At 39.1% G+C, this 13,514-nt stretch carries 6 protein-coding genes; 2 read left to right on the plus strand and 4 right to left on the minus strand.

The genetic code is table 11. The annotated features are described in order from the left end of the window. Nucleotides 1-15: 15 nt before the first annotated feature. From CQZ96_RS05095 to CQZ96_RS05105, 3 genes are read right to left on the minus strand one after another with little or no spacing between them, the layout of a single operon-like run. On the minus strand, nucleotides 16-3,111 hold the full coding sequence (locus CQZ96_RS05095) for an efflux RND transporter permease subunit (protein WP_105712918.1): 3,096 nt from the start codon (nucleotides 3,109-3,111) through the stop codon (nucleotides 16-18). Beyond that, nucleotides 3,108-6,221, minus strand: coding sequence for a multidrug efflux RND transporter permease subunit (locus CQZ96_RS05100; RefSeq protein ID WP_105712919.1), 3,114 nt, complete (start codon nucleotides 6,219-6,221; stop codon nucleotides 3,108-3,110). The genes CQZ96_RS05095 and CQZ96_RS05100 overlap by 4 nt, the downstream gene beginning before the upstream one ends. A gap of 3 nt (nucleotides 6,222-6,224) precedes the next feature. After that, nucleotides 6,225-7,433, minus strand: a complete 1,209-nt coding sequence (locus CQZ96_RS05105; protein ID WP_004721199.1) for an efflux RND transporter periplasmic adaptor subunit — start codon at nucleotides 7,431-7,433, stop codon at nucleotides 6,225-6,227. Between the two features lie 254 nt (nucleotides 7,434-7,687). Here CQZ96_RS05105 and CQZ96_RS05110 point away from each other — a divergent pair, with 254 nt between their 5' ends. Both CQZ96_RS05110 and CQZ96_RS05115 read left to right on the plus strand, forming a co-directional pair. Beyond that, the gene (locus CQZ96_RS05110) at nucleotides 7,688-8,209 is read left to right on the plus strand and encodes an RNA polymerase sigma factor (protein ID WP_004721201.1); all 522 of its coding nucleotides are present in this window, start codon (nucleotides 7,688-7,690) and stop codon (nucleotides 8,207-8,209) included. A 265-nt stretch (nucleotides 8,210-8,474) separates the two neighbouring features. Continuing rightward, nucleotides 8,475-10,691 carry a TonB-dependent siderophore receptor gene (locus CQZ96_RS05115; protein ID WP_105712920.1) on the plus strand — a complete coding sequence of 739 codons (2,217 nt, stop codon included), beginning with the start codon at nucleotides 8,475-8,477 and terminating at the stop codon, nucleotides 10,689-10,691. Between the two features lie 632 nt (nucleotides 10,692-11,323). On the opposite strand, the gene CQZ96_RS05120 is transcribed toward CQZ96_RS05115, so the two are convergent. Continuing rightward, on the minus strand, nucleotides 11,324-13,381 hold the full coding sequence (locus tag CQZ96_RS05120; protein ID WP_004721205.1) for a TonB-dependent receptor domain-containing protein: 2,058 nt from the start codon (nucleotides 13,379-13,381) through the stop codon (nucleotides 11,324-11,326). Between the last annotated feature and the right edge of the window lie 133 nt (nucleotides 13,382-13,514).

Below are 13,514 nucleotides of genomic sequence, written 5' to 3' on the forward strand. Positions count from 1 at the left end.
ATTTTCCTATTTACCTCAATGAAGTGCATATTTATTTTTCAATTTCAAACAAGATTCAGCACATTTTTCCAACACCAAATACAAGACAGGCGTTGTATACAACGTCAATAATTGACCCAAGGCTAAACCACCCACAATGACAACACCCAAAGGCTGACGTAACTCTGCCCCTTCTCCCCAGCTAAGTGCCAGTGGAATTGCACCCAGCAACGCTGCGGTATTGGTCATCAGAATTGGACGAAAACGGAGAGCTGCGGCAGACAAAATAGCCTGATATGCAGTCTTGCCTGCTCTTCTTTCTAATAAAGTAAAATCAATTAAAAGAATGGCATTTTTTACAACAATTCCGATCAATAAAAACATGCCCAAAAGTGCAATTAAGGTGAATTGGAAATTAAATAACCATAAGGTCAACAAAGCCCCCAAAGCCACTGCGGGTACTGTCGATAAAATCGTCAATGGATGAATCAGACTTTCATAGGTAACCCCAAGAACGATATAAATAAGTAAGATCACCACACAGACAAGTAACGGGGTCGATAAACCAGCCTGCAAACTTTCCGCCTCGACATCTTTATCTGTCATGATAAAAATTTCATTGGGTAACATCACTTCGGGTAAAACACTACGAATAGCTGCATCCGCTTGTTCATAGCTATAGCCTTGTTTAACCACATAACCAATCCCCATTGCGGCATATTGGTTGCGTCGATAAACCCGATCATTGGTAATACCATAAGACCATGTGGCAAAATTACTGAGTGGTACAGCAATACCTTGTTGGTTTGGAATGCGTACATTTGCCAGCGCTTCAGGATGTTCAGTAAAGTGTTTATCGACTTCCATCACCACATAAAACTGTTGGGTTTGATCATAAATAGTCGAAATTTGGCGCTGCGAAAATGAGTTATTGAGTACGCTTGAAATATTTTCTATATCCACACCCAAACGACGTGCTGCTTCACGGTCAATGTCTAAAGTCACATGCTGGGCACCTTCATCGCCCATGGTTTCAACTTCTTCTAACTCTGCAAGCTTCTGCATTGCCTGAGCAACTTTAGGCACCCACTGACGTAGCAACGCAACATCATCAGATTGCAGTAACAACAAATAATCTTGCCCACTTCCACTTGAAAATGGATCATCCAATTCTAGTTCCTGTTTGACTTGTGCAGAAAAAATCGCACCTGCCAGCCATGGGGCATTTTTTTTAATTCTATCTACAATTTCATGTGAAGATTTGCCATCTCGCTCTGCTTTGGGTTTTAAACTCACCATTAAAAAAGAATTGGTGATTCCACCAGCACCACCAGACGTACCAATCACATCTTTGACTGCGGGATCCTTTAATACACTTTCACTAAAGGTGGCGATTTTGGGTTGCATAATTTGAAAGGAGAAACCATCATCCCCTCGAATAAAAGCTTCAACCCGTCCGGTATCTTGCTCAGGTAATACCCGTTTGGGTAATGTTTGATAGACATATACAGAAGCAGCAATTGCACCTCCCCATAGCAAAATGACCAAATAACCGTGTTTGATCATCCATTTCAGTGAATGCAAATAGAGCTGACTCAAACCCTGCATCAAGCAATGGCTATAGCGATACAAAACCTGATGTTGATAACGCTCTAATGGTTTTAAACAGCGTGCAGATAAGCTTGGCGTAAGGACTAGGGAGACAAATACAGATAAAATAATAATAAAAATCAGTGTTAAAGAAAACTCTCTAAACAATCGTTCGATTACACCTCCCATAAATAGCACGGAAATAAAGATCACCACCAAAGCCAAATTCATTGCCAGCAAGGTCAGACCGACTTCTCGAATACCATTTAAGGCAGCCTGTATAGGCTGTTCACCCTGTTCTATATGACGTTCAATATTTTCCAAAACTACAATTGCATCATCAACCACGAGCCCAATCGCAACAATCACCGCCATAATCGACAAGTTATTCAATGAAAATCCAGCGAGATAAACCAGGCTGCATGCGCCAATCAAAGTCACCAGTAAAGCAATACTTGGAACAAGAGCACTTTGCAGACGACCTAACATCAGTGCGACCACAATAATCACCAAAAGCATGGAAAATAATAAAGTATCCCTTGCCTCATTTAAGCCCGCCCGAATAATTTCCGATCCATCCATCACTGTGGTCAGTTGTGAATCTGCTGGAATTAATCTGCTTAACTCTGGTAGTTTTTCTTTGATCTTTTCAATTGTGGCAACGGTATTTGCATTGGGTTGACGGCTGATTTTAATAATAACCGCTGGTTTGCCATTGTGAAAACCACTTACATAACGGTTTTCGACCGAATCCTGTACCTCAGCCACATCTTTTAAACGGACAACTGTCTGACCATTTTGATGTATGATCAAATTGGCAAAATCATCCGCTTTTTTTAAACGACTTGGAAGCTCAACTTGCCAACGTAACTGTTCAGTTTCAATTACCCCTAAGGCTTGTACTGTATTACTTTTTACAATCGCTTCACGAACTTGCTCCAAAGACACCCCTTGTGAAATCAAGGCATTTGGATTGAGTTGAATTCGCACAGCTGGCATAGATGCCCCGTCAATGACAACTTCCCCAACCCCATTAATTTGCGCAAGATTTGGCTGCAGCTGATTACTGGCAATTTCATAGAGTTTGCCCGCAGAAAGATGTTCTGAACTCAGTGCCAAATAAAAAATTGGACTCTGGCTTGGATTGATCTTGAAATATTCAGGAGGGCTTGGCATTCCAGAAGGCAGCTGTGACATCGCAGCATTGATTGCAGCTTGGACCTCTCTGGCGGCTTCATTGATGTCAGTCTTTAAATCAAAATGCAAAACCACTTGGGTTGCGCTTTGATTACTTGAAGAATTAATCGCTTTTACCCCTGAAACGCCCATCATGGCGCGCTCTAATGGCGTCGCCACGGTGGCAGACATACTTTCAGGACTTGCACCAGGTAAACTTGCTCGCACCACAATCGTTGGAATATCTGCCTGTGGTAAAGCGGCTACAGGTAAGCGAAAATAGGCCAATATACCCAATAATACAATTGCGATTCCCAGTAAAATACTGGCAACTGGTCGGTGAATAAAGGTCGAGAGAAAAGTCAAAACTCTCTCCTTGTCGTATCATGATCTGTGGGTAAATCATCTACAGATAAATCTGAATTGGTATGTTGCAATGAATATTGCAGACGATCAAAAAATAAATAAACCACTGGTGTAGTAAATAACGTCAGGACTTGACTTAAAATCAAACCACCCACCATGACGATCCCAAGAGGCTGACGTAATTCAGCCCCTGAACCCGACGCAAGCATCAATGGAATTGCCCCAACCAGTGCCGCAAGTGTGGTCATTAAAATTGGGCGAAAACGCATCAGTGCGGCTTGATAAATCGCTTGCTGTGGTGACAATCCGTCATTACGTTGTGCAGCCAAAGCAAAATCCACCATCATGATGCCATTTTTCTTGACCAGACCAATCAATAAAATGATCCCAATCAAGGCAATCATGTCCAGTGGTCGATTAACCATAAACAATGCCAACAAAGCACCAATTGCAGCAGATGGCAAGGTAGAAAGAATGGTTATCGGGTGAATAAAACTTTCGTACAGAATGCCCAACACAATGTACATGGTCACTATTGCTGCAATCACCAACCAGAACGTATGTTGTTGCGAGTTCTCATAAGCAGCAGCTGCACCTTGCAGTTTGACTTTGACTTCTGTTGGTAGATTTAGACGCTGTTGTACACGATCAATCGCTTTGATCGCATCCCCGAGCGCGACCCCTGATGCAAGATTAAAAGATACCCCATTGGCTGGAAATTGTGATTGCTGTTGCAGAATAATAGGCACGCGTTTTTGCACAATATTGGCAACAGAACTGAGTAATATCGGCTCTCCACTTTTATTATGAATATAGGTTTGCCCTAAAGCATCTATACCTTGAGTGAATGTTGGGTCCAGTTCTAAAACAATACGATATTGATTAGATTGCGTGTATAAAGTTGCAATCTGGCGCTGCGCAAATAAATTTTGTAAAGCTAAACTGATATCTTCAATGTTTAAACCCAAACGTGCTGCGGCATCTCGATTGACATCAATAAATGCTTGTAAGCCTTGTCCACCCTCTTCACTGGTGACTTGTGCAAATTCAGGTTGTAGTCGTAAAGCATCAACAAATATAGGAGTCCATTCGGCTAAATCTGTCGTTTTAGCAGCGCTTATACTCAGTTGATATTGAGTACGACTAATTTTATCTTCAATACTCAGCTCTTGTACTGGTTGCATCCAGCCTTGAATACCTTCAACTTGAGCGAACTGTCCTCTAAGTCGTGCCATAATTTGATCTACAGGATCTCTTTCAGCATGCGGCTTTAGATTAATTAAAATACGTCCATTACTTAGTTTTGGATTATTGGCATCTATACCAATAAATGAAGACAAACTTTCCACAGCAGGATCTTTTAAGATCTGCCCCGCGAGTGTTTGTTGACGCTCACTCATGGCTTGGAATGAAATATCATCAGGCGCTTCAGTCACCACCTGTATGACACCACTGTCCTGTACAGGGAAAAAGCCTTTGGGAATCATCCAATACAGCAGACCCGCTAAAATGACGGTACTCAACATCACCGCAAGAGTCAGTACTTGATGCCGAAAAACCCACTGTAAAGCTTTACCGTATTGCTGGATAATTCGGTCTAGACTCCAGCGACTGTGAGAAGTTGAATGTTTGGCATTTTTTAATAAATATGCGCACATCATTGGCGTCAATGTAAGCGACACCACCAATGAAATTGCGATTACTGCTGCTAAAGTGACAGCAAATTCATGGAACAGTCGCCCAACCACATCCCCCATAAACAGTAATGGGATTAATACTGCAATCAGTGAAATCGTCAGGGAAATTAAGGTAAAGCCGATTTCTTTAGATCCTTTAAGTGCGGCTTGTAATAAGCTTTCTCCTGCCTCACGATGTCGTGCAATATTTTCCAACATCACAATTGCATCATCGACTACAAAGCCTGTCGCAATGGTGAGTGCCATTAAAGTCAGGTTATTAACAGAGAATCCTAAAAAATACATGACGACAAAAGTACCAATAATCGACAGTGGTACGGCAATACTAGGAATAATCGTAGCGGATAAATTTCTTAAAAATAAAAAAGTCACCATCACCACCAAGCACACGGCAAAAACCAATTCTTTTTGCACATCATCAATGGAGCTACGAATACTCTCAGTTCGATCGGTTAACACTCGAATTTTGACATTTTCAGGCAGATTTTTTTGTAGCTCAGGCAATATTTGCTTAATCTGATCTGCAACTTGAATCACATTGGCATTCGGTTGGCGCTGTACATTGACCAAGATTGCAGCTTGACTGTCTGCCCAAGCCGCCATATAGCGATCTTCGCTTCCTTCTATGACTTTTGCCACATCTCTAAGACGTATCGGTGCGCCATTGTTCCAACGTAAAATTAGATTTTCATAATCTGCAATCGAGCGAATCTGATCATTGGCATCCAACATGGTGGTGCGATATGGTCCATCAAAGCTGCCTTTGGGTTGATTTGCATTGGCAGAATTAATTGCAGAACGCACATCCTCAGCACTCATTTTATAGGCAGCAAGTGCCGCAGCATTCATTTGCACGCGTATTGCTGGACGTTGCCCACCCGCGAGGCTGACCATCCCGACACCTGAAAGCTGAGAAAGCTTTTGCGCAACTCGGGTATCCACCATGTCGTAGACTGTTGTTAAAGGTAAAGTTTCTGAACTGATCGCAAGGGTAATCACAGGAACATCAGCAGGATTTACTTTACGGTAAACCGGTGGTGCTGGTAGATCATTGGGTAATTTACTGCTGGCTGTACTGAGTGCTGACTGTACTTCTTGTTCAACGACACCAAGTTCTGCGCTCAGTTCAAACTGCAAGGTAATAACGGATGCCCCCACTGAACTACTAGAAGACATTTGCTTTAAACCAGCAATTTTACCCATTTCTCGTTCGAGTGGTGCGGTGATTGTGCGTTGTACTGTATCGGGATTGGCGCCAGGTTGAAAAGTATAGACTTGAATAATTGGATAATCGACCTGTGGCAAAGCAGAGACAGGCAACAACCGCCAAACCAAGAAGCCACTCAACAGCAGTGCTAACATCAATAATGTGGTTGCGACTGGACGTAAAATAAAGAACCGTGAAATATTCATGATTTATCCAGCAGTTGGCTTGGCCGTAGAAATTGGCTGTTGATTCTCTACAACAATTTGAACTTCTTTGCCTTCCGAAAGACGATCAATTCCTTCAAGTACTACTTTTTCGCTCCCCTTTAATCCGTCTAAAACTTCAATTTGACCATTCGATGTCATCCCCAGTTTTAACATGCGAATTTCGGCTTTATTTTGCGGATTGATGATATACACATAGCTGCCTTTTGCACCATGTTGTACAGCATCACTCGGGATACTGATTGCATTTTGAATGGTTTGAGTATTTAAACGCACATTGACAAACTGATTTGGGAATAAGGCATCATCATAATTATCAAAAATTGCTTTTATTTTTAAAGTCCCTGTACTGATATCAATCTGATTATCTATTGCTTGTACATGCCCCAGCGCAAGTTGTTTTTGCTCTGTTTTATCCCAAGCAGTTACCAACACTTTATCGCCATTTTTTAATGCTTGACGCAGGTTTGCTAAGTAGTTTTCTGCCACTGAAAATTGCACAAAAATTGGATGAACTTGAGTGATACTGACTAAACCAGCACTTTCATTGGCTTGAATAAGGTTACCAGCATCTTTCTGTCTAAATCCAACCCGCCCCTCAATAGGCGCATAAATTTTAGTATAAGACAGCTGTAGTTTTGCAGCATCTACTTGCGCCTTGTTCGCCTGTATTTGACCTTTAAGCTGGTTGACCAGCGCCAATTGCTGTTCTACTTGTTGTTTCGCAATTGAATCTTGTTTAAACAGTAATTGATAACGCTGCAACTCTGTTTCAGCATTTTGCAATTGTGCTAAATTCTGCTGCCGTGTTCCTTCAGCCTGTGCAAGTGCGACCTGAAACGGCGCTGGATCAATTTGTGCAAGGAGCTGACCTTTTTTTACGGTTTGCCCTTCTTTAAAATAAATCTGCTGTAGAACCCCGGAAACCTGACTTTGTACATTCACAATATGCGTAGGAATGACTGTACCAATTGCTTTAATTTCAACCTGTAAATCTTGTCGTTGTACTGGTACAGTTCGCACGGGTACAGGTTTACTCCATTGGCTATATTCCTCTGCGGGTTTGGATGAGGTTTTTTTCCAATAGAAGCCTGCTAGTCCGAAAATAATCAGCAGCATAAATCCAATTAAATATTTAAATTTACGGCCAATAAAACTTTTTTTGGGGTTTACATTTACAGATGGCTTACTCATAAAAACTCTTATTCATAAAGTCGCAGAACGATCAAAATTTACAATTGCGAAATAATTAAAGTGAAATTTCACAGATACCCATTGTTCATCTCATTAATAATCAAGAATAAATAAAGGTTAGCTTCGCTAATTATCATGTTGCATTTTGTAATCTTTATTATTGCATTTAATAATCATTATCACTATCATTATTTTCAACACTTTCTTCCTCCAGCAAAACTCCATGTAGTTCGCTTTTTAAACAGGCAACTCTTATGCATTTGAACGTACAAAAGCAGCAATGGTTTGATCATATTTATCAAGACCATCAAAATACTTTACTTTTGTGGTTCAAACATAAACTTCACAACCATCATCACTCTGAAGATCTTAGTCAGGAGGTTTTTTATCGTGCATTAAAAAGTAATTACTGTTTTGAAAATATTAAAGAACCCAAAGCATGGTTATTGGGAATTGCGAAACATGTAATTATTGATCATTGGCGCCACCAACAAGTTGAACACTTATATTTAGATGCGTTAATACATACACCACAGGATGGCTATCCATCTGTAGAACATGAAATATGTATTCGAGAAAGTTTGTATCAAGTTCATCAAACACTAGAAAGACTACCCGAACGCGTAGCACAGGTCTTTTTATTATCTCAAATGGAAGGTATGACCTACCGCGCAATCGGTGAAAAACTTAATATTTCTGAAGCTACGGTAAAACGAGATATGAAACAAGCTTTTTTAGCCTGCTCCAGCATTTATAACACAACCTTTAATTCATAATATTTTTTACCTACAAAACAATAGATTAAATAAAAACTAGTATATAAATCCAATTAAACATATTTTAAAATTTATCTCAAACTTATTTAACATCCATTTACTGATTAAAAAAGTTGTTTTAAGCCCTCTCTATCTCTCACTATTCACTCTTGTGATCGACTGTTTTCGCATCCAAGTACATACACACTATTTAAATAATAAAAAAATGAGCTTTTTTTTAAAAATAAACGACTAAGTACATGAATATGACTCATACGAGAATCTAATGAAGGAACATCAAAGCAAACATGCATTAGCAATTGCAATTCGAACTGCACTTTGGGGCGGATCTATTTGTTTAATACATGGAACTGTATTTGCTGCATCGAACCCATCTGATGACCAAGAACAAAATTCTACTCAGCTTCCTACCATCACTGTATCTGCCAATAATACCAATAGCCTTACAACCGAAGGCTCTGGTTTATATACTGCTAAAGCCACCACAGCATCAACAGGCTTGGCACTCAGCCTAAAAGAAACACCGCAATCGGTTAGTGTGATGACCCACCAAAGAATGCAAGATCAAAATCTTACACAACTGACCGATGTTGCAAACCAAGTTGCAGGATTAACAGTTAGCCAGTCTGGAAATGTAGGTTCTGATTCTTCACCAATTTACTCACGCGGTAAAAGTGTAGATAGCTATTTACTTGATGGTGTAAAACTCCTAAGTACCTACTCTTCTATTTTTCAAAGCCAAGACACTACGCTTTTCGATAGAATTGAAGTGGTACGAGGAGCGACAGGTTTAATGACTGGTGCGGGTTCCGCCAGCGCTAGTATTAATATGGTTCGGAAAAAACCATTACAAGATTTTAAAGCATCAATCAGTACAGATCTTAGCTCATGGGATTCATACCGTTTCGATGGCGATATCTCAACACCTCTTAATCAATCGGGTACGCTTCGTGGACGTGCTGTAGTTGCTTATCAGAACTCGGACTCATACATAGATCGCTTCAATGAAGAACGCAAAGTGGCCTATGCTGTTGTTGACACTGATTTATCAGATAAAACTCAAGCAAGTCTAGGCTTAAGTTATCAACAAATTTATATTACTGGACAAGCTCGTGGCGGTTTGCCTGCTTTTTATAGCGATGGGACACGAACAAACTGGTCCCGATCAGATTCAGCAGCACCCAGTTGGTCTTACTCAGATCGAACAACCACTTCACTCTTTGCCGATGTCAATCATCAGTTTAATGATAACTGGAAATTAAAGGCTTCATTAGCACGTATCATTACGGAATCAGATGAATTAGTTGGCTATGCAAGTGGTGGAACACCCAATAAAGAAACTGGTAGTGGGGTTTCGATTTATTCTACTCACTGGGCTTATAAACCAATTCAAGACTTGTTTAATGTCAGCTTAAACGGCTCATTTGATTTATTGAATCAAACCCATGATGTGATCTTTGGTTCAACATTAACCAGAAGTGAAAATAGCCAGCCGTACTTTACCAATTGGTGGATTGATGGTTGGAGTGGAAATATTGATAATATATATAAATGGGATGGAAATACGCCTGCACGTCCAAATAATCCTGCCGTAGGATGGACCAAAGAAAATAATACAAGTTCATCATTTTATACGGCAGCTCGGTTCAAATTAAGTGATGATTTAGCACTGTTGCTCGGATCACGTTTAGAAAATTGGAAGTTAAAAAAAGAAAATAATGACTATAAAGAAAATAAAATTACAGTCACAACCCGTAAAGAAGAAAATAAACTGATCCCTTATCTTGGCTTAGTTTATGATCTCACCCCTAATTGGTCTGCTTATGCGAGTTATACAAATATATTTTCTCCACAAGATCTAAAAACAAGAGCTGGGGATTATATAGACCCATTAGAGGGAAATAGCACAGAACTTGGAATCAAGGGCGCTTTTTTTGATAATCAACTTAATCTAAGTGCTGCAATTTATGAAAATAAAGAAGATAATTTTGCGGTCGCGATTCCTGAACAGCCTGATAACTCACATTTAGCACCTGATGGATCTCAAGCATATACAGCAGAATCTGGAACCAAGAGTCGCGGTATTGAATTAGAAGCCACAGGAAAACTCACAGATGCTTGGCAAATCTCCTCAAGCTTTGCCCGTAATTTAAGCCGAGATCGTAATGGTAAGCTCTTAAACCCTAATATTCCAAGTAATACTGCCAAACTTTATACAACCTATAGACTTCCTTATCTTAATGAAGCAATAACCGTTGGCGGAGGCATACGTTGGCAAAGTGAAATTCAATCAGCAGATCAGAAATTTACCCAGAGTGAATACAGTGTTGTTGATTTAATGGCACATTATAAAATAAACAATAAATTAACAGCCAATCTCAATATAAATAATCTTTTTGATAAAAAGTATTATTTAACAACAGGCAATAGCTACTACGGTGCACCAACTAATTTTAGAGTGGGGTTAAAATACGATTGGTAATTCTGAAACCTATTTATAATTAGCTAAACATTGATTTAGCTTAAAATAAACCAATGAGTTAGATGTAGAGAAAGTTACCGTTAAGGTGGCTTTCTCTACAAATTCAAATATTATCAAGATAACTAAAATAAACGCCTCTGCTGGTCTAGCAGTAAATCTCATCTAGTTCTTCCGTTGATTTTTAAGCTGCCTATATGGCAGTGAACTTGAAGAAGCGATTAAGAAGTTAAAAGTTTAATTTCTAAGCTGCCTATATGGCAGTGAACCGCAACTCTTAGTGCTCCCTTCTGATTGTCTTTTTCTAAGCTGCCTATATGGCAGTGAACAATAATTTTAAATCAAAAAACGCTCTGATAACAGCAAGTTAAATATAAAAACCACAAAATACCCAAAGTTTTTAAAGCACATATAACCTATTGATTTTATTAAACTATAAAATGATCAAAAAATATTGGGGGAAATTTTGGTACGAATAGAAGAATACCTAAACCCTAAAAAATCATTGTTTTCACTATTTCATACACAGCATTCCATCCATCCAAATAAAAAATACATAGCAAAAAACCATCCGCAGATGGTTTTCATAACGCATGATTTATTACTGAAGTGAGTTTTCACTTCAGTATGATTGATTAAAATTTAAAGGTTGCGCCTACAAATACTTTTTGACGCTCAACGAAGTATGCGTCTGCACCATTTGACAATTTTTTATCAAGTAAATTAGTAAAGCCACCACGTACAGTGAGCTTATCATTCACTTGATAATTGCTTGCTAGATTTACAATCGTATGTGGTTTTTGCATCGTAGGAGTAGCGCTTTTATCAGTTAAATATTGCTTACCTAAATATTGCGCAGACAATTCTACATTGAGTGGATCTATCGGTTGCCAATTTAGGGCTGAATTTACCGTTAATTTTGAAGTGGTCAGTAAGGTTGCACCAGTATCTTCATTTTTTGCTTTTAAGAAATACGTTGCATTATTATTCCATTTTAGATTGTCTAAAACTGGGAAATTTACAACCATTTCTAGACCACGCGTTACTGCATTTTGAATATTTTCATTTCGAGTAAACCAAATACCACCTTCGTGACCTAACGGCGAATAAGTGATTTTATTTTTAAAATCTGTATGGAAGAATGTCAAACCTAGGTCTGTACCAAAACCAGTATAATTTACACCAATTTCATAGTTTGTGCTTTCCTCAGGCTTAAGGTTTGGATTACCTGTCATAAAGCAGCTACCACCCGTATAGGTATCTGGCTTTTGCTTACTGTCATACCAAATTTTACCTCTTAACCCATTGCAACCATTCCCACCAGATTCAGTTGCCCCACCAGGAGATGATTCTTTCACAGTTGGTGCACGGAAACCTTTTGCGATCCCCCCTTTAATCACAAGATCATCCATTGGACTATAAACTAAATAACCTCTTGGACTATGATGCTCACCATATTTATCATCATGATCTAAACGATTCCCTACTGTTAATGTCAAATTATCGAGCAGTGAAATATTGTCTTCAAGAAATAATGCCCAATTTTTATTATCCACCTTAGGGTCGGTATAGCTTTTCCCATCCCAACTGCCACCAGGTAGAGTACCAATCGTATCAGTATTGGTTAATTCTTGTTTTTTCCATTGACCGCCAACAGTTAAGACTTGCTTAAACATTAGCTCAAATGGCATGGTTAAGCTACCCTCAACAATCAATTCATTTGATTTACTCGTAACCTTATTAATACTTGAATCATAATCATTGTAGTATGCGCTTAACTTAGATTTACCAATTGCCCACTCACCATCATGCGATACGCTAAATGAATTATGTTCTAATTTTTTAGCTCCCCAACTGGTCTCTTGTTCTGCACCTGTTTTGGCGTTAATTTGAGAACCTTTTTCATTCTTTTGGATACTGTGCCCTGCTTCAAAACTGAATGACTGTTTATCTGTTGGCTGATAGTGCAACATCGCATTGTAGTTTTGATCTTGAGAACCTGTGGTTCCGTTACCTGCTGAATATTTCTTATCTGCCTCTCGTTCAGTCATCCCTGCCGTCAAGCGTAAACCTAAGGTATCAGTTAATGGACCAGCAGCCATGACACCTGTTTGTAAAGAAGTGCCTAAATCAGACGAAGTTGTTGGCTGAGTATAATTTAAAGTGACATTACCGCCCCAAGCATTGGGAATCTTCTTAGTAATAATATTAATTACACCTCCCATGGCATCTGAACCATATAAGGAAGACATTGGACCACGAACGACTTCAATTCTTTCAATCATATCGGGTGTAATCCAGTTTAAATCCTGACGACCTAAATCTGGACGATAACTTACATCTCTTGAAGACCCGATGCGTTTACCATCAACTAAAATCAGTGTGTAATTGTCTGGTAAACCACGCAATTTAATCTTAGAACCTTCCTTCGAAGGACTAATTCCACCTGTTACCCCAGGGACTTTACTTAATAACTCTCCAAGACTACCCACAGGTTGTTTTTCAATATCTTCGCTTGTAATAACACTAATACTTGCTGGTGCTTCTTTAACATCTACTGCCTGACTACTCGCAGTCACCACAATTGTTTTTAACTTTGTCGCATCTTCAGAAGTATCTTTTGCATATGCTGAAATTGACATTGCTGTGAGTATAGAGATTGACAGCGTTTGAAATCTTAATTGTTTATTCATGTTAATACGCAACTTAAATTACGGAGGAATTGTGAAAGAATTGTTGCGTATTGTATTTGAGCAAAATCTCAAATGCAATTACTAATAATAATAATTATCATTTATATATTTTTAACTTGAGGTAAATTTATGC

This window comes from Acinetobacter sp. MYb10 (assembly GCF_002980175.2).
GTDB classification, from domain to species: Bacteria; Pseudomonadota; Gammaproteobacteria; order Pseudomonadales; family Moraxellaceae; genus Acinetobacter; species Acinetobacter guillouiae.

Excerpts from the sequence above, each read along its gene's own strand:
- CQZ96_RS05115 (WP_105712920.1), top strand. The coding sequence starts at position 8,475 with ATGAAGGAACATCAAAGCAAACATGCATTAGCAATTGCAATTCGAACT.
- CQZ96_RS05100 (WP_105712919.1), bottom strand. The coding sequence starts at position 6,221 with ATGAATATTTCACGGTTCTTTATTTTACGTCCAGTCGCAACCACATTA.
- CQZ96_RS05120 (WP_004721205.1), bottom strand. The coding sequence starts at position 13,381 with ATGAATAAACAATTAAGATTTCAAACGCTGTCAATCTCTATACTCACA.
- CQZ96_RS05110 (WP_004721201.1), top strand. The coding sequence starts at position 7,688 with ATGCATTTGAACGTACAAAAGCAGCAATGGTTTGATCATATTTATCAA.
- CQZ96_RS05105 (WP_004721199.1), bottom strand. The coding sequence starts at position 7,433 with ATGAGTAAGCCATCTGTAAATGTAAACCCCAAAAAAAGTTTTATTGGC.